Source organism: Nocardia sp. Root136 (assembly GCF_001427185.1).
Taxonomy (GTDB): Bacteria; Actinomycetota; Actinomycetes; order Mycobacteriales; family Mycobacteriaceae; genus Nocardia; species Nocardia salmonicida.
Genome location: NZ_LMFE01000007.1, coordinates 718,522 through 741,262, shown reverse-complemented (window position 1 = coordinate 741,262; position 22,741 = coordinate 718,522). Strand labels below are relative to the sequence as shown.

General features: G+C 67.9%; 21 protein-coding genes. 11 read left to right on the top strand and 10 right to left on the bottom strand.

The features are described from left to right. Nucleotides 1-6: 6 nt before the first annotated feature. The 4 genes from ASD42_RS20420 to ASD42_RS20405 are packed head-to-tail and all read right to left on the bottom strand — an operon-like array spanning nt 7 to nt 4,653. Nucleotides 7-1,044 carry an acyl-CoA dehydrogenase family protein gene (locus tag ASD42_RS20420; protein ID WP_056818901.1) on the bottom strand — a complete coding sequence of 346 codons (1,038 nt, stop codon included), beginning with the start codon at nt 1,042-1,044 and terminating at the stop codon, nt 7-9. A gap of 28 nt (nt 1,045-1,072) precedes the next feature. Then, nucleotides 1,073-2,215, bottom strand: coding sequence for an acyl-CoA dehydrogenase family protein (locus tag ASD42_RS20415; RefSeq protein WP_056818899.1), 1,143 nt, complete (start codon nt 2,213-2,215; stop codon nt 1,073-1,075). Beyond that, the gene (locus ASD42_RS20410) at nt 2,216-3,091 is read right to left on the bottom strand and encodes an enoyl-CoA hydratase (protein ID WP_056818897.1); all 876 of its coding nucleotides are present in this window, start codon (nt 3,089-3,091) and stop codon (nt 2,216-2,218) included. Next, nucleotides 3,088-4,653 carry a FadD3 family acyl-CoA ligase gene (locus tag ASD42_RS20405; RefSeq protein ID WP_056818895.1) on the bottom strand — a complete coding sequence of 522 codons (1,566 nt, stop codon included), beginning with the start codon at nt 4,651-4,653 and terminating at the stop codon, nt 3,088-3,090. Before ASD42_RS20405 ends, ASD42_RS20410 begins: the two co-directional genes overlap by 4 nt. A gap of 79 nt (nt 4,654-4,732) precedes the next feature. Between ASD42_RS20405 and ASD42_RS20400 the strand changes: the two genes are divergently transcribed. The 5 genes from ASD42_RS20400 (at nt 4,733) to ASD42_RS20380 (ending at nt 10,708) form a co-directional block, all read left to right on the top strand. Continuing rightward, on the top strand, nt 4,733-5,920 hold the full coding sequence (locus ASD42_RS20400) for an acyl-CoA dehydrogenase family protein (protein WP_084465504.1): 1,188 nt from the start codon (nt 4,733-4,735) through the stop codon (nt 5,918-5,920). After that, nucleotides 5,917-6,723 (top strand): SDR family oxidoreductase, encoded by an 807-nt coding sequence (locus ASD42_RS20395; protein WP_056818892.1) that lies wholly within the window; start codon nt 5,917-5,919, stop codon nt 6,721-6,723. The genes ASD42_RS20400 and ASD42_RS20395 overlap by 4 nt, the downstream gene beginning before the upstream one ends. Before the next feature lie 46 nt (nt 6,724-6,769). Beyond that, nucleotides 6,770-7,390 (top strand): TetR/AcrR family transcriptional regulator, encoded by a 621-nt coding sequence (locus tag ASD42_RS20390; protein ID WP_062982761.1) that lies wholly within the window; start codon nt 6,770-6,772, stop codon nt 7,388-7,390. A 10-nt stretch (nt 7,391-7,400) separates the two neighbouring features. Continuing rightward, complete coding sequence (locus tag ASD42_RS20385) at nt 7,401-8,600, top strand: acetyl-CoA C-acetyltransferase (protein WP_056818891.1); 1,200 nt, start codon at nt 7,401-7,403, stop codon at nt 8,598-8,600. A 149-nt stretch (nt 8,601-8,749) separates the two neighbouring features. Next, entirely contained in the window at nt 8,750-10,708 is a 1,959-nt protein-coding gene (locus ASD42_RS20380; protein WP_056819351.1) for a molybdopterin-containing oxidoreductase family protein, read from the top strand. A gap of 145 nt (nt 10,709-10,853) precedes the next feature. On the opposite strand, the gene ASD42_RS20375 is transcribed toward ASD42_RS20380, so the two are convergent. The 4 genes from ASD42_RS20375 to ASD42_RS20360 are packed head-to-tail and all read right to left on the bottom strand — an operon-like array spanning nt 10,854 to nt 14,381. After that, nucleotides 10,854-11,939, bottom strand: a complete 1,086-nt coding sequence (locus ASD42_RS20375; RefSeq protein ID WP_056818888.1) for an NAD(P)H-dependent flavin oxidoreductase — start codon at nt 11,937-11,939, stop codon at nt 10,854-10,856. Next, nucleotides 11,936-12,733, bottom strand: coding sequence for a CoA-transferase subunit beta (locus tag ASD42_RS20370; RefSeq protein WP_056818886.1), 798 nt, complete (start codon nt 12,731-12,733; stop codon nt 11,936-11,938). Before ASD42_RS20370 ends, ASD42_RS20375 begins: the two co-directional genes overlap by 4 nt. After that, on the bottom strand, nt 12,733-13,620 hold the full coding sequence (locus ASD42_RS20365) for a CoA transferase subunit A (protein ID WP_056818884.1): 888 nt from the start codon (nt 13,618-13,620) through the stop codon (nt 12,733-12,735). The genes ASD42_RS20370 and ASD42_RS20365 overlap by 1 nt, the downstream gene beginning before the upstream one ends. Continuing rightward, the gene (locus ASD42_RS20360) at nt 13,617-14,381 is read right to left on the bottom strand and encodes an enoyl-CoA hydratase family protein (RefSeq protein WP_056818882.1); all 765 of its coding nucleotides are present in this window, start codon (nt 14,379-14,381) and stop codon (nt 13,617-13,619) included. Before ASD42_RS20360 ends, ASD42_RS20365 begins: the two co-directional genes overlap by 4 nt. A 70-nt stretch (nt 14,382-14,451) precedes the next feature. Between ASD42_RS20360 and ASD42_RS20355 the strand changes: the two genes are divergently transcribed. The 5 genes from ASD42_RS20355 to ASD42_RS20335 all read left to right on the top strand — a co-directional run bounded on the left by ASD42_RS20355 (nt 14,452) and on the right by ASD42_RS20335 (nt 19,208). Continuing rightward, nucleotides 14,452-15,228 carry an SDR family oxidoreductase gene (locus ASD42_RS20355; RefSeq protein ID WP_056818880.1) on the top strand — a complete coding sequence of 259 codons (777 nt, stop codon included), beginning with the start codon at nt 14,452-14,454 and terminating at the stop codon, nt 15,226-15,228. A gap of 221 nt (nt 15,229-15,449) precedes the next feature. Beyond that, nucleotides 15,450-16,361 carry an SDR family oxidoreductase gene (locus tag ASD42_RS20350; RefSeq protein ID WP_056818878.1) on the top strand — a complete coding sequence of 304 codons (912 nt, stop codon included), beginning with the start codon at nt 15,450-15,452 and terminating at the stop codon, nt 16,359-16,361. A 203-nt stretch (nt 16,362-16,564) separates the two neighbouring features. Beyond that, entirely contained in the window at nt 16,565-17,650 is a 1,086-nt protein-coding gene (locus tag ASD42_RS20345; RefSeq protein WP_156677514.1) for a hypothetical protein, read from the top strand. A gap of 11 nt (nt 17,651-17,661) precedes the next feature. Further along, nucleotides 17,662-18,177, top strand: a complete 516-nt coding sequence (locus tag ASD42_RS20340) for an ImmA/IrrE family metallo-endopeptidase (RefSeq protein ID WP_056818874.1) — start codon at nt 17,662-17,664, stop codon at nt 18,175-18,177. Next, nucleotides 18,174-19,208, top strand: coding sequence for a hypothetical protein (locus tag ASD42_RS20335; RefSeq protein ID WP_056818872.1), 1,035 nt, complete (start codon nt 18,174-18,176; stop codon nt 19,206-19,208). The genes ASD42_RS20340 and ASD42_RS20335 overlap by 4 nt, the downstream gene beginning before the upstream one ends. 132 nt (nt 19,209-19,340) lie before the next feature. Here the strand turns inward: ASD42_RS20335 and ASD42_RS20330 are convergent, their stop codons facing one another. Together ASD42_RS20330 and ASD42_RS20325 are read right to left on the bottom strand one after the other, a co-directional pair. Next, nucleotides 19,341-19,757 carry a helix-turn-helix domain-containing protein gene (locus tag ASD42_RS20330; RefSeq protein WP_019044759.1) on the bottom strand — a complete coding sequence of 139 codons (417 nt, stop codon included), beginning with the start codon at nt 19,755-19,757 and terminating at the stop codon, nt 19,341-19,343. A 364-nt stretch (nt 19,758-20,121) separates the two neighbouring features. Beyond that, a complete protein-coding gene (locus ASD42_RS20325; protein WP_056818870.1) occupies nt 20,122-21,285 on the bottom strand; it encodes a steroid 3-ketoacyl-CoA thiolase in 1,164 nt (387 codons plus the stop codon). Between the two features lie 132 nt (nt 21,286-21,417). On the opposite strand from ASD42_RS20325, the gene ASD42_RS20320 reads away from it, so the two are divergent. Next, nucleotides 21,418-22,707 carry a cytochrome P450 gene (locus ASD42_RS20320; protein ID WP_281220884.1) on the top strand — a complete coding sequence of 430 codons (1,290 nt, stop codon included), beginning with the start codon at nt 21,418-21,420 and terminating at the stop codon, nt 22,705-22,707. Nucleotides 22,708-22,741: the final 34 nt, after the last annotated feature.

Here is a 22,741-nt window from a genome sequence, read left to right as displayed (position 1 = left end):
GCGGTCTCAGCTCGTGGCGGCAGCGGGTTCGGCGGCGCGTAGGGCGTCGGCGATCCTGCCCCGATGGAAATCGGCTGTGCCCCAGGCAGTGCGCAGGGCGGCGACCTTGGTGAGCCACAACGACAGGTCGAACTCCGCGGTGTAGCCGATGGCACCGTGCACTTGGAGCCCGGCGCGCGCTGCGCGATGAGCAGCGTCGCCGCAGGTCACCAGGGCTGCCGAGACATCGCGAGCGCGGTCGGCGGAATCCAGGGTGAGCGCCGCGCGGTACACCAGCGGCTCGGCCAGATCCAAGGCGATCAACACATCGGCGAGTTGCTGCTTCACTGCCTGGAATTCACCGATAGCGCGACCGAACTGCTTGCGCTGCTTCGCGTACGAGGTGGTCTGCTCGAGAATCGAGCGGCCCGCGCCGAGGAGCTGCGCGGCACAGGCGAGAACGCCGATGTCGAAGGCGTAGTCGATGGCGGCTTCTGCCTCGGGACCCTCGGCGATCAGTTCGTCGACCGTGACGCGAAACAGCTTGCGGGCGGGGTCGATCGAGGTCACCGGCTCCGTTGCCGCATCCCCGCCGGAGCTGGACGGGAGGCCGAGCGTCAGTCGACCGTCGGTGGCGACGAGCACCGGCTCGGCGATATCGGCGTCGAGAGCGATGCCGCGCTGCGGCTCGAAGGTGACGGTGCCGAGCGCGTCGCCGCTCGCGAGCGCGGGCAACCACCGCTGCGCCGAAGCGTCGTCCGGAAGGCGTTGCAGCAGAGCCGGAATAACGGCAGCCGACTCGATCACCGGGCCGGGGACAGCGCCACGACCCAGTTCGATCAGCGCGACGACGAGATCGACTGTGGTCGCGTCCGCCCCGTCGTACTTCTCGTCGACGATCAAGCCGAAGACGCCCATCTCGGCGATCTGCCGCAGCAGCGCGCGGCCCTTGGCGGGGTCACCGTCCGCCCAGGCACGCACCGCGGCGGGCGCCTGGCCTGCCTCGAGGATCTTGCGCAGCTCGGCGGCGAAGTCGAGCTGTTCGGTACTGAGCGCGAATCTCATCGCAGGCCTCCTGAGTAGAAATGCACGTTCATCGCTTGCTCTCGCGGGGCAGGCCGAGGATGCGCTCGGCGATGATGTTGCGCTGGATCTCGTTGGTGCCCGCGTAGATCGGGCCCGAGAGCGAGAACAGATAGCCATCGGTCCAGCTGCTGCGTTGCTCGGCGGCCGTGCCGAGCAGGTCGAGCGCCGTCTCGTGCATGGCGATGTCGAGTTCGGACCAGTACACCTTGGTGATCGACGATTCCGCGCCGAGTTGGCCGCCGTCGGTGAGGCGAGTGACGGTGCCGAAAGTGTGCAGCCGGTAGGACTCGGCGCCGAGCCAGGCGTCGACCACCGAGTTCCTGGCCGCGGTATCGCTCGGGTCGGCAGTCTCGCGCCACAGCTCGATGAGCCGCTGCGCGGTGGCGCTGAACCGCCCCGGGCTGCGCAGCGAGAGGCCGCGTTCGTTCGACGAGGTCGCCATCGCAACGCGCCAGCCCTCGTTCACCCCGCCGATCACATCGTGGTCGGGCACGAAGACATCGTCGAGGAAGATCTCGGCGAAGCCGGGTTCGCCGTCGAGCTGGGGGATCGGGCGCACGCTCACGCCTTCGGCGGTGAGCGGGAACATCACGTAGGTGAGTCCGTGGTGGCGCTGGGCCTCGGGATCGCTGCGGAACAGGCCGAACGCCCAATCGGCGAAGGACGCACGCGAACTCCAGGTCTTCTGGCCGTTGAGCAGCCAGCCGCCTTCGGTGCGTCGAGCGGTCGAGCGCAGGCTCGCGAGGTCGCTGCCCGACTCCGGCTCCGACCAGGCCTGCGCCCAGATGTCGTCACCACGGGCCATGCGCCGCAGGATCCGCGCGAGCTGTTCGGGGGTGCCGTGCTCGAACAGGGTCGGCGCGAGCAGGAAGATGCCGTTCTGCGCGACTCGCCCCGGTGCGCCGGCGGCGTAGTACTCCTGCTCGAACAGCACCCATTCCAGGATCGACGCGTCACGCCCGCCGAACTCGCGCGGCCACGAGACGGCGGACAGCCGCGCCTGCGCCAGCTTCGCCTCCCATTCCCGGTGCGCGGTAAAGCCTTCCGCCGTGTCCATCGACGGCAATGGTTCGGCGGGAACATTGGCGGCGAGGAACTCGCGCACCTCCAGCTGGAATTCCCGGGCAGCCGGGTCGATCTCGAGATCCACTTACTTCGTCCCGTTCTGTTCGGCGGAGGTGGCGGCGCCCTTCATCGAGCGGGCGTTCATCCCGCCGAGCGAATCGGCGCCGACCTCGGCATTGTGCGCGTGTGCGAAATGGTGCAGGCCGAAGACAGAGTCCATGCCGGAGCGCATGCCCATCAGATCCTCGGCCTGGTTGACAGCTTTCTTGGTGAGCGCGAGCCCGAATTGCGGCATGGCGGAGATCTTCTCGGCCAGGCCCATCACCTCGGCCTCGAGCTCGTCGCGCGGCACGACCCGGTTGACCATGCCCCACTCCTTGGCCTGCGCCGCCCCGAACCGGTCACCGGTGAACAGGAACTCCTTGGCCGCGCGCGGACCCATCACCCACGGATGCGCGAAGTACTCCACGCCCGGAATGCCCATCCGGACCACCGGATCGGAGAAGAACGCGTCGTCGGAGCAGACGATCAGATCGCACACCCAGGCCAGCATGAGCCCGCCCGCGATGCACGCGCCCTGCACCATCGCCACCATCGGCTTGGGGATTTCCCGCCAGCGCCTGCACATGCCGAGATACACCTCGGACTCGCGCGCGAACCGCTGATCGCCGCCGGGGCGGTCGAGGTGGTCCCACCACAGCGCGGCCTTGTTCTCGTAGTGGACATCGTGGTCGCGACCCGGCGTGCCGATGTCGTGCCCGGCGCTGAAGTGTTTCCCGTTGCCCGCCAACACGATCACCTTGACCTCGGGATCCTCGACGGCCCGCACGAAGGCGGCATCGAGGGCGTAGGTCATTTTCGAGTTCTGCGCGTTGCGGAAGTCGGGCCGGTTCATGGTGACGACGGCGACCGGTCCACGCACCTCATAGGTGACGACCTCGGCCTCGGTTTCGGGACTCACGACTTCTCCTCACGTAGCTCACGCTTGAGCACCTTGCCCGCGGCGCTGTAGGGCAGCTGGTCGCGGAACTCGACGAGCCTTGGCACTTTGAAATTCGCCAACTGACCCGCGGCGAAGGCGATCACCTCGTCGGCGGTCAGCGTGGATCCGGCCCTGCGGACCACGACGGCCTTGCCGACCTCGCCCATCCGCTCGTCGGGCACGCCGATCACCGCGGACTCGGCGACACCGTCGAGCCTGGCCAGGGTCTGTTCGATCTCGGCGGGATAGACGTTGAATCCGCCGGTGATGTACATGTCCTTGAGCCGATCGGTGATCTTCAGGTAGCCGCGCTCGTCGACGATGCCGATGTCACCGGTGTGCAGCCAGCCCTCGGCGTCGATGGCCTCGGCGGTGGCCTCGGGGTCGTCGAGGTAGCCGAGCATCACGTTCGGTCCGCGCAGCAGCACCTCACCGGCGTCGGACAGGCGCAGCTCGAAGCCCGCGATCGGGCGTCCGCAGGTGTTGGCGATGGTGGCGGCGTCGTCCTCGGGGCGGCACATGGTGCCGAAACCGGCCGTCTCGGACAGGCCGTAGGCGGTAATGACCACCTCGAAGGCGAGGTCGTCGCGCATCCGCTCGATCAGGACCACCGGCACGGTCGCCGCGCCGGTCACCGCTACCCGCAGCGAGGTCAGCGCACGGTCGGCGCGCTGTGGATGCTCGAGGATGGTCTGGTAGATCGTCGGCGGACCGGTGAGCACGGTGATCTGCTCGGACTCGATGAGCGCCAGTGCGGCGGGCACGTCGAAGGTGGCCTGCGGCACGATCGTGGCCCCGGTGACCAGGCACGCGAGAATGCCCGCCTTGTAACCGAAGTTGTGGAAGAACGGCGGGATCACCAGGTAGCGGTCGCCCACGCGCAGAGTCGAGCACTCGACCCACCCGCGCACCACATCCAGGGCCTGCCGGTGGGCGACGAGCGTGCCCTTGCTGCGGCCGGTGGTGCCGGAGGTGAACAGGATGTCGGAGATGTCGTCGGGGGAGACCTGGTCGGCCCGCTCCTCGCCGACCGCTTCGGACACGGTCGCGGCCTGTTCGAGCAACTCGTCCCACGTCACGGTCGTGGGTATGGGCGCTCCCGCGGCGCGGGCCGGTTCGTCGCCGATCGGGATCACGACGACGGTCCCGATGCCCAGTTCCGGTGCCGCCGCCGCCAGTTCCGTCGCTCGATCGCGACCGAGGAAAGGACCGGCGACGAACAGGGCCTTCGCATCGACGCGGGCCAGCACATCGACGGCCTCGGCCGCCACGTACCGGGTGTTCAGCGGCACCAGCGCGGCCCCGACGGAATGCGCGGCCAGGGCGGCGATCACCCAGTGATAGGTGTTCGGCGCCCACATCGCGACCCGGTCGCCAGGGGAGATGCCACGGGCGATCAGGGCGCGGGCGGCCACCCGGACCTGGTCGAGCAGCTCGGTCCAGTCCAGGCGGATCGCGCCGTCGATCAGGGCAGGCTCGTGCGGATGCGCCGCTGCGATGTGTCGCAGCGCCTGCGGAGTGGTTTGTGCAGGGGGTGTCACGGGGTCCTCACCGTTGTGCGGTTCGCTGTTCTTCCGAAGCAGCTAACAAAGCAAGTGCTTGGTAGGTTATCCTACCGAGGTGGGCGTGATCCAGACCTCAGATTCCGATACCGCGACTTCCGACGCGGAGTTTCGCGCGGAAATACGCGATTGGCTCGCCGAGAATCTTTCGGGCGAGTTCGCTGACCTGCGCGGCACCGGTGGACCCGGCCGCGAGCACGAATTCTTCGAAGAGCGATTGGCGTGGGACCGACACCTCGCCGCGGCGGGCTGGACCTGTCTCGGCTGGCCGGTCGAATACGGCGGTCGCGGCGCGAGCGTGCGTCAGCAGGTGATCTTCCACGAGGAATACGCCAAGGCCGACGCGCCCGCTCGGGTCTCGCATGTGGGCGAGGAACTGCTCGGCCCCACCGTGCTCGCCTTCGGCACCGATGAACAGAAGAAGCGCTTCCTGCCGGGCGTGCGCTCGGTCGGCGAACTGTGGTGCCAGGGCTATTCCGAGCCCGGCGCCGGTTCCGACCTGGCCGCCGTCGCGACGACCGCGCGCCTCGACGGCGACAAGTGGGTGATCAACGGCCAGAAGATCTGGACCTCGCTCGCGCACGTCGCCGACTGGTGCTTCGTCATCGCCCGCACCGAGCGCGGCTCGAGCCGTCACAAGGGCCTGTCCTATCTGCTGGTCCCGATGAACCAGCCGGGCATCGAAGTGCGGCCGATCGAACAGCTCACCGGCACCTCCGAATTCAACGAGGTCTTCTTCGACGATGCCGTCACCGACGCGGACCTGGTGGTCGGCGCGCCGGGCGACGGCTGGCGAATCGCGATGGGCACGCTCACGTTCGAGCGCGGCATCTCCACCCTCGGCCAGCAGATCCGCTTCGCGCGTGAACTCTCCGACATCGAAGACCTGGCCCGGCGCACCGGCGCCGCCGACGACCCGCTGATCGCCGATCGCCTCGATCGCGCCTGGGTGGGACTGCGGGTGCTGCGCGCGCACGCGCTGCGCACCATGAGCGAGGACCACGACGACGCGGGCGGAGCCTCCGTATCGAAGTTGTTGTGGGCCAACTGGCATCGCGACCTCGGTGAACTGGCGATGGCCGTGCAAGGCGCGGTGGGCCTGCTCACCGGCCCCGACGACATGACCGCATGGCAGCGGCTGTACCTGTTCAGCCGCGCCGACACGATCTATGGAGGTTCGAACGAAGTGCAGCGCAACATCATCGCCGAGCGGGTGCTCGGTCTGCCGCGAGAGGCGCGCCCGTGACCGAGCAGAATTCCCCGCTGTCGGTCGCTCCGGCGCCGATCCCCGGGCACGGCCTGCTGACCGGCCGCAAGGCCGTGATCACCGCGGCGGCGGGCACCGGTATCGGTTCGTCCACCGCGCGCAGGCTTCTCCAGGAAGGCGCCGATGTCGTCGTCTCCGATTGGCACGAACGGCGGTTGACCGAAACCGCCGAGCTGCTCTCGAAGGATTTCCCGGAGCGCACGGTCGGCGCCGTGGTGTGCGACGTCCGCGCCACCGGGCAGGTCAACCAGCTGATCAGCGCGGCCGCAGCGGAACTCGGCCGGATCGACATCATGGTCAACAACGCCGGCCTCGGCGGTGAGACCCCGGTGGTCGACATGACCGACGAGCAGTGGGACCAGGTTCTCGACATCACCCTCACCGGCACGTTCCGTTGCACCCGGGCCGCTCTCGGCTACTTCCGTGGCGCGGGCCACGGCGGCGTGATCGTCAACAATGCCTCGGTGCTGGGCTGGCGTGCCCAGCACGGCCAGGCGCACTACGCGGCCGCGAAAGCGGGCGTGATGGCGCTGACCAGGTGCAGCGCGGTCGAAGGCGCCGAATTCGGCGTGCGGATCAATGCCGTCGCGCCGAGCATCGCCCGTCATCCGTTCCTGGACAAGGTGAGCTCGGCCGAGTTGCTCGACTCGCTCAGCGAGCGCGAGGCCTTCGGTCGCGCCGCCGAACCGTGGGAAGTAGCGGCGACGATCGCCATGCTGGCCAGTGACTACACCTCGTATCTGACCGGCGAGGTTGTCTCGGTGAGCAGTCAGCGCGCATGATCGCCGTGGCGGGTAACCCTGAACCAAGCAAGTGCTTGGTTGTACGATGACGGGTGTGACCGCACCCGACACCGTGAAACGCACCCGCCGCGCTGAACTGCTCGGTCTCGCCGCCGACCTGTTCGCCGAACGTGGACTGCGTGCCACCACGGTGCGCGACATCGCAGACTCGGCGGGCATCCTCTCCGGCAGTCTCTACCACCACTTCGATTCCAAGGAATCGATGGTCGACGAGATCCTGCGCGGCTTCCTCGACGACCTGTTCGGCCGCTACCGCGAGATCGCGGCCGCCGGCCTGAGCTCGCGAGACACGTTGGAGTCCTTGGTGATCGCCTCCTACGAGTCGTTCGACCGGCATCACGCCGCCGTCGCGATCTACCAGGCGGAGGCCAAGAACCTGCGCGATGTCGAGCGCTTCGGTTACATCCGCGACTTCAACACCGAGTTCCGCGAGCTGTGGCACCGCGTGCTCGCCGCCGGCGTCGCCGACGGCAGCTTCCGTGCCGAACTCGATGTGGAACTGGCCTTCCGCTTCCTGCGCGACACCGTGTGGGTCGCGGTGCGCTGGTACACCCCCGGCGGCCCGATCACCGTGCAAACCCTTGCTCAGCAATATCTCACCATCGTGCTCGACGGGCTGACCGTGCCCGAGGGCACCGCGAAATAGGAGTTCCAATATGACCGCATCCGCCGAGCGCCGCCCCTACACCCCGCTACGGGAGGCCTATGTGATCGATGCGGTACGTACCGCTGTCGGCAAGCGCGGTGGCGCGCTGGCCGAGGTGCACTCCGCCGATCTCGGCGCCGCCGCGCTGCGTGGCCTGGTCGAACGCACCGGCATCGACCCGGCCGTCGTCGACGACGTGATCGTGGGCTGTGTCGACAATCTCGGTCCGCAGGCGGGCAATATCGGCCGCACCATGTGGCTGGTCGCCGGCTACCCCGAAGAGGTGCCCGGCGTCACCGTCGACCGGCAGTGCGGTTCCAGCCAGCAGGCGATCAACTTCGGCGCGCAGGCCATCATGAGCGGCACCGCCGAGGTCATCGTGGCAGGCGGCGTGCAGAACATGAGCGCCATCCCGATCGGCGCCGCCATGATCGCGGGCAAGCCGTACGGCTTCGAATCCTCGTTCATCGGCGCGAAGGGCTGGGACTCGCGCTACGGCACCGGTGAGGTCTCCCAGTTCAAGGGTGCGGAGATGATCGCCGAGAAGTGGGGCATCAGCCGCGAGGACATGGAGCGCTGGGCGCTGCAGAGTCATCAGCGCGCCAAGGCCGCCATCACCGAGGGCCGCTTCGACAACGAGATCGTGCCGGTCGGCGACTTCACCGTCGATCAGGGTCCGCGCGAGACCAGCCTGGAGAAGATGGCGACGCTGCAGCCGCTGTCGGAGGGCAGCCCGCTCACCGCGGCGGTCGCCAGTCAGATCTCCGACGGCGCCAGCGCCACCCTGCTCGCCTCCGAATGGGCGGTCAAGGAATACGGACTGACCCCGCGTGCCCGCATCCACCACGTCAGCGCGCGCGGCGCCGACCCGATCTTCATGCTCAGCGCACCGATCCCGGCCACCCAGTGGGCGCTGGAGAAGACCGGCCTGACCATCGACGACATCGACGTCATCGAGATCAACGAGGCCTTCGCCCCGGTGGTGCTGGCCTGGATCAAGGAGATCGGCGCCGATCCGGCGAAGGTGAACGTCAACGGTGGCGCCATCGCGCTCGGCCACCCGCTCGGCGCGACCGGCGCCAAGCTGTTCGCCACACTGCTCAACGAGCTCGAGCGCGTGAACGGCCGCTACGGCCTGCTCACCATCTGTGAAGGTGGCGGCACGGCCAACGTGACGATCATCGAGCGTCTGGACGCCGACAAGAAGTAGCTCCGCACTACGAAAAGTGGTGGTCCTCGGCATATTTCGCCGGGGGCCACTCTTCGTTCACCACCAGTGGGTCGCCACATCCCAGCGCCGCAGCGTGGCGGGCACGTCCGGTCTCGGCGGGGGTGATTCATCCCACCTATGATGGCCTGGTGAAGGTGCTCGGTGCATGCCCGCTCGACTGCCCCGACGCGTGCTCGTGGGTGGTGACCGTCGAGGACGGGGTCGCCACGGGGCTACGTGGGAACAAGGAACACCCGGTCACGCGCGGTGCGCTGTGCGTGAAGGTGAACCGCTATCTCGAGCAGGTCGGCGCGCCGGATCGGCTCAGGTATCCGATGCGCCGGGTCGGGCCGAAGGGGTCGGGGCGGTTCGAGCGGATCAGCTGGGACACCGCGCTCGACGAGATCGCCACGCGGGTCACCGGGATCATCGACGAATTCGGTGGTGAGGCGGTCTGGCCGTTCCACGGCACCGGCAGCCTGGGCTATATCCAAGGGCTGGAAGGCTTTCCGGGGCGCAGGATGTTCAACCTGCTCGGCGCGTCGCACCACGCGCCGACCATCTGCTCGGTCGCGGGCGGCGCGGGCCTTCGCTACACCCTCGGCACCTCGGGCGGCATGGACCCCGAGGACTTCGCGAAGTCGAAGCTGATCCTGCTGTGGGGCACCAATCCGCTCAGTTCCGGGCACCACCTGTGGAAGTTCATCCAGGACAGCGGCGCCTATCTGGTCTCCATCGACCCCGTCCGCACCAAGACCTCCGAGCGCTGCGACGAACACCTCGCCCCGTTGCCCGGCACCGACGCGGCGCTGGCCCTCGGGCTGCTGCACGTGGTGGTGTCGCTGGGCGCGCAGGACACCGAGTTCATCGCCGAGCACACCGAGGGCTGGCCCGAATTCCGCGACCGTATCGAGGAATACACGCCCGAACGCGTCGCCGCGATCACCGGCCTGCGGGCAGAACAGATCGTCGCGCTCGGTGCGCGGATCGCCCGCACCAGGCCGACCGCCATCCGCGCCTCGCAAGGTATGCAGCGACACGCGGGCGGCGGTATGGCGCTGCGGGTGCTCGGCTGCCTGCCCGGCGTCACCGGCGACTGGGCGATCCCCGGTGGGGGACTGCACTATTCGACGAGTGGGCACTTCCGCCTCGACGAGGCCGCACTGCGCCGCGATGACCTGCTGCCGCGACCGGTCCGCACCCTGTCGATGACCCGGCTCGGCGAAGCCCTGCTCGAGACCGATGGTCCGCCGGTCAAGGCGCTGTTCGTGATCGGGGCGAATCCGGTCGGCTCGAATCCCGATCAGCGGCGCGTGATCGAGGGCCTGTCCCGCGAAGACCTGTTCACCGTGGTCCTCGAGCACTTCGGAACCGACACCGTCGACTATGCCGACATCGTCCTGCCCGCCACGATGCAGCCCGAACATCTCGACGTGCTCGCCGGTTACGGGCACCTCTATCTGATCTGGAACGAACCGGCCGTGGAGCCGCCCGGCGAATGCCTCTCCACCACAGAGACTTTCCGTCGACTAGCGCGGCGCTTCGGTCTCACCGAGCCCGCGCTCTACGACTCCGACGAAGAACTCGCCGGACAACTGCTGAAAGGCCACGACCTCGAACGTCTCAGGGCCGACGGATTCCTGAAGGTACAGGCAGGCCCGGTTCCCGCGGGAAAGCTCCAGTTCGTCTCCGCCAGAGCCGAACTGGACGGTCACGACGCGCTACCGGCCTACACCCCGCCCACCGACCCCGGCGCCGGCCTGGTGCTGATCTCCGCCGCCTCGCACTACTTCCTGAACACCACCTTCGGCTCCAACCCCGAATTGCGACGTCGCGCCGGTGAATCCAGCATCACGCTGCACCCCGACGACGCCGCCGCACGCGGTATCGCCGATGGCGCCGCGGTGATCGTGTCCAACTCCCGCGGTTCCTTCGAGGCGGTCGCCGAGGTCTCGGACCGGGTCCGGCCGGGTGTCGCGGGCACGACCAAAGGCCGCTGGGCCAAGTTCACCGGCGGCGCGACCGTGAATGCCACCATCGCCGAACGTGATTCGGACTACGGCGGCGCGGTCTTCCACGACAACCGCGTCGAGGTCGCACTGCGATAGTTTTCACCGGGGGCGTCGCGGACAACAGCGAAAAGCGCCGGACCCGGGCGCGCCTTGTGGGCGTCGCACCTGGTCCGGCGCTCTGATCACCCGGCGAACTCGACGGACGCTCCAGGCCGTCGAGTCGGGGGCGAGCTTCGATCGGTCAGCGCGCTTCGGCGGCGGGCTCGCTGGTCAACGCGCTCACCGCGGCGATCCGGGCCACCGCGTCGGCGACGATCTGTTCGACCAGTTCCGCCACGGTCGGCAAGCTGTCGATGATGCCGGTGACCTGGCCCGCGGGCAGCACCCCCGCGTCGGTGCGACCCTCGACGAGACCGGCCTTGGTCAACATCGCCGAGTTCGCCGCCATCACGACCTGAGACCAGCTGAGGTCCTTGGTCTTTCGCATGGCCAGACCGTCGCGCATCAGCGTCGACCACTTCATCCCGGTCATGCTCTTGAACTTGGCGGCGTTGCTCACCGCGGCTGACAGCCCGCGCCAGCCGCCGGAGTGTTCCAGCTTCTCGACCAGCTCGGTGTTGAGCATCCGGTGCGGCATTCCGTCGACCTTCACCGACACGACCGTGTCCTGCAGACCGCGGGCCAGGTACTCCTGCTTCACCGCCTCGGGGACGGTGCTCTCCTGGGTGAGCAGGAAGCGGGTGCCCATCGCGACGCCCGCCGCGCCGTAGGACAGCGCGGCAGCCAGACCGCGACCGTCGAAGAAGCCGCCCGCCGCGATCACCGGGATGTCGACGGCGTCGAGCACCGACGGCAGCAGCAGGGTGGTGGCGACCGGGCCGGTGTGCCCGCCACCTTCGCCGCCCTGCACGATTACGGCGTCGGCGCCCCATGAGGCCACCTTCACCGCGTGCTTGGCCGCGCCGATCGACGGAACGACCACGACACCGGCATCTTTGAGCCGAGCGATGAGTTCCTTCTTCGGCGCCAGCGCGAACGACGCGACCCGCACCTGCTCACGGATGAGCAGTTCGATGCGTTCGGGAGCGTCGGTGGCGTCGGCGCGGATGTTCACGCCGAAGGGCTTGTCGGTGAGCGACTTGGTCTTGGCGACCGCTGCCTCGAGCTCCTCGAAAGTCATCGTCGCCGAGGCGAGAATGCCGAGTCCGCCCGCGTTGGCGGTGGCCGCGACCAGCCGTGGACCGGCGACCCAGCCCATGCCGGTCTGCACGATCGGGTGCTCGATGCCGACCAGCTCGGTCAGCGGAGTCCGCAAGCGCGCGCTCATGCCGCTACTTCCTTCTCCCGGAAACCCTTGGGATCGAGCACGGTTCGGATGATCCGCAGCTCTTCCTCGGTCGGCAGCCTGGTCTCGCCCGCTTCGCCCAGCTCGGCTACCTCGAAGGAGGTGTTCTCGGCGACCTCGGCCGCGCTCACGCCCGGATGCAGCGACAGCGCGCGCAAGGTGTGGTCGGGGCCGTTGAAGTCGAACACGCCCAGGTTGGTCACCACGCGGTGCAGGTGATGGAAGCGGTAGGCCGGATTCTCGGGATCGATGCGGTCGTAACCGATTCCGGAGATGATGTCGACCTTGTCGACGAACACCCGATTGTTGTGCCTCGGCACGAAGTAGCTGGTCGCGTGGTTGATGGTGTTGCCCGGTGCGCCACGAACGCCGAACATCTGCCGGGACGGCTGCTGGAGCGGTCCGAAGGCGGACAGGTTCTGGTTGCCGAACCGGTCGATCTGGTTGGCGCCCATCACCACATGGCGACGGCCCGAGGCGACAACGTCGAACACCCGCGAGAACGGAATCCAGCCCTCGACAGGGGCTTTGGCGCCGATCGCCGGTACCTCGGCGAAGAACAGCGCCTCGCCGTCGGAGAGCAGCAGGTCGGGTTCGAAGGTGAGCCGGGCCAGCCGGGCGCCGATGGTGGTGACCGTCGACATCGGACTGGCCATGATCTCACCGGCCCCGCGGAAGATCTCCGCGGCGGCGACGACGCAGACCTCAGCACGAGTAATTGGCCCGCCCGTCACCCGACCGCCGCCCCTCACGGAATCGCTCTGCGATGCTGTCATCATTTCTGCTCCTCGGCGAACGCGGCCACGGCGGACTGGTATTCCTCTTCGGAGACATCCAGGTAGCGAGCCTTGAACTCGGCCCACGACTCCGGCGTCTTCGCGGCGGCGACATAGTGCTTCTGAAACTTCTCGTCACGCCCGTAGCTGCCGGAGAAGGTGAAGTGCGCGCCACCGGGCGACTCGACTACACCGTCGACCAGCATGCGGTTGAGGATGATCGACTGCTGCGGAACGGCTTTCACCAGTTCCTCGGTCTCGACGATGCGATCCACCGAGACATAGCGACGCTCCGCCGCCAGGCAGTACAGATCGTCGAAGTACGGGTCGACGCCCGTGTAGGCGGCGTTGCCGTGCTTGTCGGCCAGATCCAGGTGCACGAACGACGCGTCGAGATTCAACGCGGGCATCGCGACCAGGGTCTCGACGCGACCGTCGGCGGCGGGATACGGCGATGCGACGGTCTTCAGCTCGCCCTCCCAGAAGTCGAGCACGGCGGATCCGAGCCCGGCCCGGATCGGCAGGAACGGCAGTCGTGCCGCGGCCGCTTGCAGCCCGCACTTCACCATCCCCTCGTCCATCTCGCGCACGGTGATCGCGCCCTCGGTGCGCGCCTTCGCGAACCACGGGTCGTAGAACGGCGCCGAATCCAGCGATACGAACCCGTAGTACGCCTTGCGGACCTTGCCCGCCGAACAGAGCAGGCCGAGGTCGGGGCCGCCATAGGTGACCACGGTCAGGTCGGTGACATCGGAGCGCAGCAGCGCGCGCACCAGCGCCATCGGCTTGCGCCGCGAACCCCAGCCGCCGATCCCGATGGTCATGCCGCTGCGCAGCTCACCGACCACCTCGTCGAGGGTCATTCTCTTGTCGCGCATGGCTTTCAGCTCTCCTTCTTCTGCGCGGCGAGATCGTCGTCGAAGCGCGCCCTGATCTCGTCGGCGACCCCGGCGAGGTTGAGCTCCATCGTGAAGCCCTGTTCGTAGCGGTAGGAACGGTGTACGTCCTGCACGTCGATGCCGTTGAGTGCGCGTTTGGCGGCCCGGATCACCCGGCCGTCCTTGTTCGCGATGTTCTTGGCGACGTCCATCGCGGCGGCGTCGAGTTCGGCGCGCGGCACCACCTTGTACACGGAGCCGAAGTGGTGCAGCTGCTGGGCGGTGAGTTTGCCCGCGGTGTAGAACATGGTGCGCATCAGGTGCTGGGGGACCAGCCGAGACAGATGCGTGGCGGCGCCGAGCGCGCCACGGTCCACTTCGGGCAGCCCGAAGGTGGCATCGTCGGAGGCGACGATGACATCGGAGTTGCCGACCAGGCCGATGCCGCCGCCGAGGCAGAAGCCGTTCACCGCGGTGACCACGGGCACCTCGCAGTCGTAGACCGCGGCGAAGGCGTCGAAGCAGCCGTGGTTGGCGCGGATCAGCGCGGTATGGCCGACGTCGGCGTTCATCTCCTTGATGTCGACGCCCGCGTTGAACCCGCGGCCTTCCGCGCGCAGGACGACCACCCGGGTCTCCTGATTGCGGCCCGCTGCCCTCACGGCGTCGGCCAGTGCGAACCAGCCATCCGAGGGCAGGGCGTTGACCGGCGGATAGTCGACTGTGACGACCTCTACCCCGTCGGCTTCGGTGTGACGGTTAATCCCCATCGCGATGTCTCCTCGTGCGCGCCCCGGCGAACCCGAGACAAAGCAAGCAATTGCTTGGTAGGTTAACACGGTGGCTGTAGAAATCGACCTTTCCGAGCAGATCGTTCTGGTGACGGGCGGCGTACGCGGCGTCGGCGCCGGAATCAGCCGGGCCTTCCTCGCCGCGGGCGCGACGGTGCTGACCTGCGCGCGCAGACCGGCCGACGAACCGATTACGGCAGGCGGCCGCAGCGCCGAACACCTCACCTGCGATGTGCGTGACGCCGACGCGGTCGCCGCCATGTTCGCCGAGATCCTCGCGAGGTACGGCAGGGTCGACCATGTGGTGAACAACGCCGGTGGCGCCCCGTTCGCGATGGCCGAGGCCGCGAGCCCCAAATTCCACGCCAAGATCGTGGAGCTGAATCTGCTCGCGCCCCTGCTGATCTCCCAACAGGCCAACGCGCTGATGCAGAAGCAGGACGCGGGCGGCTCGATCGTGATGATCACCAGCGTCAGCGGGCACCGGCCCTCGCCGGGCACCGCCGCCTACGGTGCGGCCAAGGCGGGCCTGGACAATCTGGTCACCTCGCTGGCAGTCGAGTGGGCTCCGAAGGTCCGGCTCAACTCCGTCGTCGTCGGCCCGGTGGAGACCGAACTCAGCCACCTGCACTACGGCGACGCCGACGGCGTGGCCGCCGTCGCGAAAACTGTCCCCCTCGGCCGCCTCGCCAGCCCCGCCGACGTCGGCAACGCCGCCCTCTTCCTGGCCTCACCGCTGGCCGCCCACATCACCGGCGCCGCCCTGCTCGTCCACGGCGGCGGCGAACGCCCCGCCTTCCTCGACGCCGCCAACGCGAACAACTAGCCGCCGATGCGAACCCTCAGCAGTCACCTCGTCTAGCGACTGAACGTCCCCCACCTGCCGCAACCAACGCCACCCGCCCAACCCAACCACCACGATTTTCGGCCGCCTCGCATCCGAAGGGCGAGACGGAACGCCGAAGGCGCAGTATCGCCCTTCGGATGTGAGGCCCACAGGGCCGAAAATCCCGCGGCGCCAGCCGCCGATAAACACAGGAGTGCAATATGGACGACCAGTCAATGTGCGCCGGCCGCACGGTAATCGTGACCGGCGCCGGAAGAGGAATCGGCCGCGCCCACGCCCTGGCTTTCGCAGCAGCAGGCGCCCGCGTGGTGGTCAACGATGTCGGCACCGCGCTGGACGGCGCCGCGACCACGGAAACCCCCGCTCAGCAGGTTGTCGACGAGATCGTCGCCGCCGGTGGCGAGGCCGTCGCCAACTACGACGACGTCGCCGACTGGGAAGGCGCTCGCCGCCTGATTCGCCAGGCCGTCGACACGTTCGGCGGGCTCGACGTGCTGGTCAACAACGCCGGCTTCGTGCGCGACCGCATGCTGGTGAACCTCGGCGAGGACGAGTGGGACGCGGTGGTTCGCGTGCACCTCAAGGGCCACTTCGCCACCATGCGGCACGCGGCCGAGTACTGGCGGGCCGAGTCGAAGGCGGGCCGTCCGGTGGACGCCCGCGTGATCAACACCAGCTCCGGCGCCGGTCTGCAGGGCAGTGTCGGCCAGGGCAACTACGGCGCGGCCAAGGCGGGCATCGCGGGTCTCACACTGACCGCGTCGGCCGAATTCGGCCGGTACGGCGTGACCGTGAACGCCATCGCCCCCGCCGCCCGCACCCGGATGACCGAGACGGTCTTCGCCGACACCATGTCCGCTCCCGACGCAGGCTTCGACGCGATGGCTCCGGAGAACGTCTCGCCGCTGGTGGTGTGGCTCGGCAGCGCCGAATCCGCCGGGGTGACCGGCCGGATGTTCGAGGTAGAGGGCGGAAAGGTCGCGCTGGCGCAGGGCTGGCTCCATGGCACTCCGGTCGATCGCGGCGCTCGCTGGAACCCCGCCGAGCTGGGTCCGGTCGTCAAGGAACTGATCGAGAAGAGCACTCCGCCGGAGCCGGTTTACGGCGCATAGCTAACTTTGAGGCGTCAGGCCGGGGAAAAGTCCCCGGCCTGCGGCTATGGCATGTCACACACGTCCAGGGGGCTGGACGACTCTTGCTCTCTTCTGCGGGGCTGAGGCCCTGGGTTTACTATGGGCTACTGTTCGTCGATCCCGGAATGTGTCGCGACCGGGGGTTAATGCTGCGCTGAATAACTAAGGGGATGATCTAGCGCATGGCCATTGGTCGCATGTTGCGCGTGTTTGCCGCTGCGAGTGTCCTGGCCGGCTGTGCGCTCTTAGGGCCCGCTGTCGCGATGGCCGCCCCGGAAAAACCGCCCACACCTGCGCCGCAGGCGCCCGACACCGGAAGCAGTGGGCAGGGGAACGGCAACCCGCAGTCAGGCGCCTCGGTCGCGGACGACGGCGAATGGGCCCCCCTCACCATCCCCGGCCAATCGAGCGATGATCTCCCCAGGAAGGAAGTCGCGGGCCCACTTTCCGGCTCGGCCGCCGTCGGCTCCGCTGCGGCAGGCACGGGCTCGGCGGCCGCGGGCGTTGTCCTCGGCACCGGTTCGGCCGGGCTCGGCGTGCTGCTCGGTACCGGGTCGGCGGGCTTGGGCGTAGTACTCGGCACGGGCTCCGCAGGCGCGGCCGCCATCCTCGGCACCGGCTCGGCCGGCGCGGCAGCGGTTCTCGGCACCGGCTCGGCAGGTGCGGCAGCGGTTCTCGGTACGGGTTCGGCCGCGGTCGGCTCGGCCGCCGCGGGCACCGGTTCGGCCGCACTCGGCGCGGGCTCGGCCGTTCTCGGAACAGGTTCTGCCGCAGTCGGTTCCGCCGCAGTAGGTTCTGCGGGGGTAGGTTCCGCCGGCGCGGGTTCTGCCGCAGTCGGTTCGGCCGCGGTCGGTTCGGCGGCAGTCGGTTCGGCCTCGCCACTGCTGCTGCTCCTGATCCCGATCCCCTCGGTCCCGGCCGCACCGGCTCTGCCATCGATCACGATCCCCGCCGCACCGGCCGTCCCCGGTGCTCCGAATATCGCTGTGGCAGTGCCTGTTCCTGCAGCCGTGCCACCTGCGGCGCAGGCCCCCGCAGCTCCGCCCGCCGCGGCCGCACCGGCGCCGGCGGCCAAGCCGAACCACGAGTTCAAGCCGACCAGTGACAACAGCGCCCTGCCCGAACCCGAGCTGCTGTCGGTGATCGGCGGCCTGATCGCGCTGACCCTGGCCGCGACCGGTTCGGGCGCAGTGAGTTTCCAAGGTGCCGCGGCAGCCCAAGCGCGGGTGAACGCGGCGCGTGCCGAGTTCTTCGGACCGAGGTCGTGAGGGGATCTTCGATGAGTAAGAGCAAGACCCAGAGCACCTCCCGGTCCTATCGCCGCGTCGCCGCCGCCGTCGACGCGGTGTGCGCGGTCGCCGCCGACTTCGACGCCACCACCCTCGACGAGGTGGTCCACGCCATCTCGCTGGAGCGGCAACGCGAAATCGAGATCACCAGCGCGAACCTGGGCCCTGGCGTGTGCGGTCAGCGCCGGTTCTATCCCGAACGCGACATCATCGTGCTCGCCGACGCCCTCCCTAGTCGCGATCACACCCTCGCGCACGAACTCGGCCACATCGTCTTCGACCACGAGGGCGCGCCCGCGGTGGAGACGACCCTCGAAGTCAGCGACGACCTGATCGCCTACATGCTCAGCCAGCGCGCCCACGCGCAGATCGTCGACGACGGCGCCGACGACCTCGCCGAATGGGAAGCCGAGACCTTCGCGGCGATGCTCATGACGCGACTTCGCGTATTCAGCAACCGGGGCGCAGGCGTCTCGGTCCTTCGATTCGATGAGGCGCTCGGATGACACTCTGGTTGACAGCCCTGCTGGTCTGGGTTGCCGCGGGTGCGCGAGTGGGTCGCGTGCTGGTGAAGCCCGCGACGACCGCCCGCGTGGCCATCGTCGTCGCGGTCGCCGCCGTGGCGCTCGCGGTCACCGCCGCCATTCCGGAGATGGCCGTCGCCATCGACAACCTGATGAAGGGTGGGGTGCACAGCGGCTGGCTGTCCACCGGCATCGTCATCTCGGCCTGGATCCTGTTCACCACGGCCACCTCGGTGGTGGCCTCGGCCGCGTGGCCGGTGGTCTCGCGGCGCAACCTGCGCCAGGTCGCGATGATCGTGTACGGCATCGGCGCGGTGGCGATCGCGATCACCCTGGCGTGGTCGTTCACCTTCGGCTGGGTCGCGGTCGCGCTCGGCGCGGTGTTCATCGTGACCACCGGTCTGCGCAACCTGGACTGGACCATCCTCGGTCGCGGCATCGCCGTCTACATCACGGGCACCGCGCTGGTCGCGGTGCTCGCCGTGGCCAATGTGGGCCGCGCGCTGCAGGATGCCGCGCCGACGCCGCCCGACGAACCGCTGTGGGGCTGGGTCGCGTGGGAGATCGCCGCGCTGCTGATCGCGCTCGGTGCCGTGTCGATCGTGATCGAGCTCTGGTGGCGGGCCAAGGTCCTGCTGCGCCGGATCCGGCCGCTGCACCAGCTGATGGTGGGTCGGTTCCCCGAGGTGGTCGCGCCCGAGCAGAACGCCACCTCGGCACAGCTGAAGGCTTCCGATCACGTGGCTCAGGTGATGGACGCGCTGTATCTGCTCTCGGGCAGCGGCATCGTCATCCCGGCGGCCGGCGAGCCGCCGAACTCGGTGCCGAAGCGGGCCGCGGTGGTGGCCGAGTGGGCGCGAAATCCGTTGGGGGACTTGTTCGTCGACGCTCGCTGGATCGCACCGCCGCCCGGCATCAGCCCCCGTGGCTGGGTGCTCGCGCTCGCGAATCAGTACGAGAGCGCGGTGTCGGCCGCGAAGTCGGCACCGCAGAACGCCGCTGCGTCGAGCTGACCGCGCAACGCAGAAAACGGGCCTGAGCTGGTGATTTCCCACCGTCTCAGGCCCGTTGTCTGCGTATCCGACGTTTTTACGGCCGTACCCAGGACACCATCAGGTGCGTCAGGCCGACCGGTTGCGTAGATCCTATTCTGTTCCGTCCGGAGGAATTTCGGGCAAGCCTTCGCTGGCCCGCAACTTCTCCGCCATCGATGTGAGCAGATTTTGTGATTCTTCGGACAGATCGAATGCCCTACTCGACAGTCGACGAAGTCCGTAACCCTGCAGCTGCGCGAGCAGCTCCAGGTCGTGATCGATCTTGGCCGCGTAGATATCGTTGAAGAAGTAGTCAGGCTTGACCTTGAAGAACTTCGCCAGGGCGGCCACCGTCTCGTCGGACGGATTCGTTCGTTGTCCCGACCGCAACTGCGAGAGATACGGCTTCGAGATCGGATGCCCGGAGGCAGTCAGCGCAGCCGCAACCTCTGCGTTGGTATGCGGCTTGCGCCCCGGGGGATGCACGGTTTCGAACAGCTTGTTCAGCCGCGCCGCGAAATCAGCCATTGTGAGCCGCCCAATTCCCTTCACTGTACTAACAGTCGTTATCTCGGATACGTATCATTGATATTAGCGGCTCAGTAACTGAAAACCTACGCCTGATTCAGGATTTCTCGACGATTTCCGACGCTCACCTGCGTGCAGGGGCGGCGGCGGACGCGTTTGCGGGTCAGGCCAACGACTCTTACGGAGCGCAGGGGGGCCCGGGTTCGTGCCCGTCGCGGGGCTCTTCAGCCCTCACCGCGCAATAACCCAAAGATAGCTGACATCTCATCATCCCCCTGCCCCCGTGACTTTGTGGCGTACGACACGTTCCGGGCGCCCTGGGATGAATGTTCAACCTGGGCGCCCGGTTTCGGTATCGGTCAGTCTACAGGCGTTCGATGATGGTCCCGGTCGCCAGTGCGCCGCCGGCGCACATGAGCACCATGGCGGTGCCCTGACCTGTGCGTTCGAGTTCGTGTAACGCGGTTGTGATCAAGCGGGAGCCGGTAGAGCCGACAGGATGCCCGATTGCGATCGCGCCGCCGTTGACATTTACACGGTCCATGTCAGGTTGATGTACGGCAGCCCACGAAAGTACGACCGACGCGAATGCTTCGTTGATCTCGAATAGATCGATATCGCCAATCGTCATTCCCGAACGCTCGAGTAGGCGGGTGCACGCCTGAACCGGACCGTCGAGATGGAACTCCGGTTCGGCGCCGACGAGAACCTGGGTATGGATCCGGGCGCGCGGGCGCAAACCCTTTCGGCGCGCGACGGTTTCGTCCATCAGCAGCACCGCGGCGGCGCCGTCGGAGATCTGTGACGAGGTGCCCGCGGTGTGGATGCCGTCGGCCACGACCGGTTTCAGCGCGGACAGCCCCTCGATGGTGGTGGCGCGCAGACCCTGGTCGCGGACAACCTCCACCTTCTCCCCGGTGGCCACGCCTTCGCCGTCGAGTACCGGTGCCGAGATCGGCAGCACTTCGCGGTCGTAGCGGCCCTCGGCCCACGCCTTGGCTGCCAATTGCTGTGAGCGCAAGCCGAATCGGTCGATATCGGAGCGGGTGATCCCGCGCCTGCGGGCGATGCGCTCGGCGGCGCCGAACTGGTCGGGCAGATCGATCGACCACGACGCGGGCCGTCGGGTACCTGCCTCGGTGCCCACATTGGCGCCCAGCGGCACCCGGCTCATCGCCTCGACGCCGCACGCGACGCCCACGTCGATAGCGCCGGTGGCGATGAGGCCCGCGATGAGGTGGTTGGCCTGCTGGGCCGAACCGCACTGGGCGTCGATCGTGGTCGCGCCGGTCTGCCACGGCAGGCCCGCGTGCAGCCAGGCGACGCGGGTGACGTTGTTGGACTGCTCGCCCGCCTGGGTGACGCAGCCGCCGATCACCTGCTCGACCTCGGCGGGGTCCAGGCCCGCCCGGTCGAGTAGTCCGCGCTGGGCCAGGCCGAGTAGTTCGGCCGCGTGCAGTCCGGAAAGCTGCCCTCGCCGTTTGCCGATCGGAGTGCGCACGGCTTCGACGATCACGGGTGTGCCCATCTGAATCTCCCTCATAACTGCAACAGGTTCTGATCTTGAGTCCAGGGTAAAACCGCGAGGTTCTTCCGTCGCGGCAACCCCTGTGCTTGAATGATTGTAGAACGTGTTTCAGTTTGTCGAAGGAGACATCTGGTGGTAGATCCGAGCACCGAACACGCCGGCCCTGTGACGGGTGCCCGGCCGAACCTGCCGGACGGGTTCGACGTTACCGACCCGGCCATCTACGCCGAGCGGATTCCGGCCGAGGAGTTTGCCGAGCTGCGTCGTACGGCCCCGGTCTGGTGGAACGAACAGTCGCCCGAGGTGGGCGGGTTCCATGACGACGGCTTCTGGGTGGTGAGTAAGCACGCCGATGTCAAAGAGGTGTCGCGCCGCAGCGATGTGTTCTCGACCTTCGAGAACACCGCGATCCCGCGCTTCAACGACGACATCCAGCGCGAACAGATCGAACTGCAGCGCTTCGTCCTGTTGAACAAGGACGCCCCCGAGCACACCAAGCTGCGCAAGCTGATCGCCAAGGGCTTCACCCCGCGCGCGATCAACGGTCTGCGCGCCGAACTCTCGGCCCGTGCCGAAGGCATCGTGAAGCGAGCGCTCGAGTCCGGCAGCGGTGACTTCGTCACGCAGGTGGCATGTGAGCTGCCGCTGCAGGCGATCGCCGAACTGATCGGTGTGCCGCAGGAGGACCGGATGAAGGTCTTCGACTGGTCCAACGACATGACCAGCTACGACGATCCAGACAGCACCGCCGATCCGGTCGCCGCGTCGATGGAGATCCTCGGCTACGCCTACCAGATGGCCGAGGCCAGGAAGGCCTGTCCGGCCGACGATCTGGTGACCACGCTGATCGAGGCCGACGTCGACGGCGAGCACCTCACGCCGGAGGAGTTCGGCTTCTTCGTGATCGTCCTGGCCGTCGCGGGCAACGAGACGACCCGCAACGCCATCACCCACGGCATGATCGCCTTCATGGAGAACCCCGACCAGTGGGAGTTGTTCAAGAAGGAGCGCCCGGCCACCGCGGCGGACGAGATCATCCGCTGGGCGACCCCGGTGACCTCCTTCCAGCGCACCGCGCTCGAGGACACCGAACTCGGCGGCGTGCAGATCAAGAAGGGGCAGCGGCTGGTGATGCTGTACCGCTCGGCCAACTTCGACGAGGACGTCTTCGAGAATCCGGAGACGTTCGACATCACCCGCGCCGACAACCAGCACCTGTCCTTCGGTGGCACCGGCGCCCACTTCTGCGTCGGGGCGAACCTGGCTCGGCTCGAGGTGGACCTGATCTTCAACGCGATTGCTGATCATCTGCCCGATATCACGCAAATCGGTGATCCGAAACGTCTGCGTTCGGGTTGGCTCAATGGGATCAAGGAGCTGCCGGTCGATTACAAGCCCGCCGGTTGCCCCGTCGCGCACTGAGTCGTCACAGCGAGAACAGCCCGGGACCGAAAGG

Excerpts from the sequence above, each read along its gene's own strand:
- ASD42_RS20420 (WP_056818901.1), bottom strand. The coding sequence starts at position 1,044 with ATGAGATTCGCGCTCAGTACCGAACAGCTCGACTTCGCCGCCGAGCTG.
- ASD42_RS20390 (WP_062982761.1), top strand. The coding sequence starts at position 6,770 with ATGACGGGTGTGACCGCACCCGACACCGTGAAACGCACCCGCCGCGCT.
- ASD42_RS20385 (WP_056818891.1), top strand. The coding sequence starts at position 7,401 with ATGACCGCATCCGCCGAGCGCCGCCCCTACACCCCGCTACGGGAGGCC.
- ASD42_RS20375 (WP_056818888.1), bottom strand. The coding sequence starts at position 11,939 with ATGAGCGCGCGCTTGCGGACTCCGCTGACCGAGCTGGTCGGCATCGAG.
- ASD42_RS20370 (WP_056818886.1), bottom strand. The coding sequence starts at position 12,733 with ATGACAGCATCGCAGAGCGATTCCGTGAGGGGCGGCGGTCGGGTGACG.
- ASD42_RS20360 (WP_056818882.1), bottom strand. The coding sequence starts at position 14,381 with ATGGGGATTAACCGTCACACCGAAGCCGACGGGGTAGAGGTCGTCACA.
- ASD42_RS20350 (WP_056818878.1), top strand. The coding sequence starts at position 15,450 with ATGGACGACCAGTCAATGTGCGCCGGCCGCACGGTAATCGTGACCGGC.
- ASD42_RS20345 (WP_156677514.1), top strand. The coding sequence starts at position 16,565 with ATGGCCATTGGTCGCATGTTGCGCGTGTTTGCCGCTGCGAGTGTCCTG.
- ASD42_RS20340 (WP_056818874.1), top strand. The coding sequence starts at position 17,662 with ATGAGTAAGAGCAAGACCCAGAGCACCTCCCGGTCCTATCGCCGCGTC.
- ASD42_RS20335 (WP_056818872.1), top strand. The coding sequence starts at position 18,174 with ATGACACTCTGGTTGACAGCCCTGCTGGTCTGGGTTGCCGCGGGTGCG.
- ASD42_RS20330 (WP_019044759.1), bottom strand. The coding sequence starts at position 19,757 with ATGGCTGATTTCGCGGCGCGGCTGAACAAGCTGTTCGAAACCGTGCAT.
- ASD42_RS20325 (WP_056818870.1), bottom strand. The coding sequence starts at position 21,285 with ATGGGCACACCCGTGATCGTCGAAGCCGTGCGCACTCCGATCGGCAAA.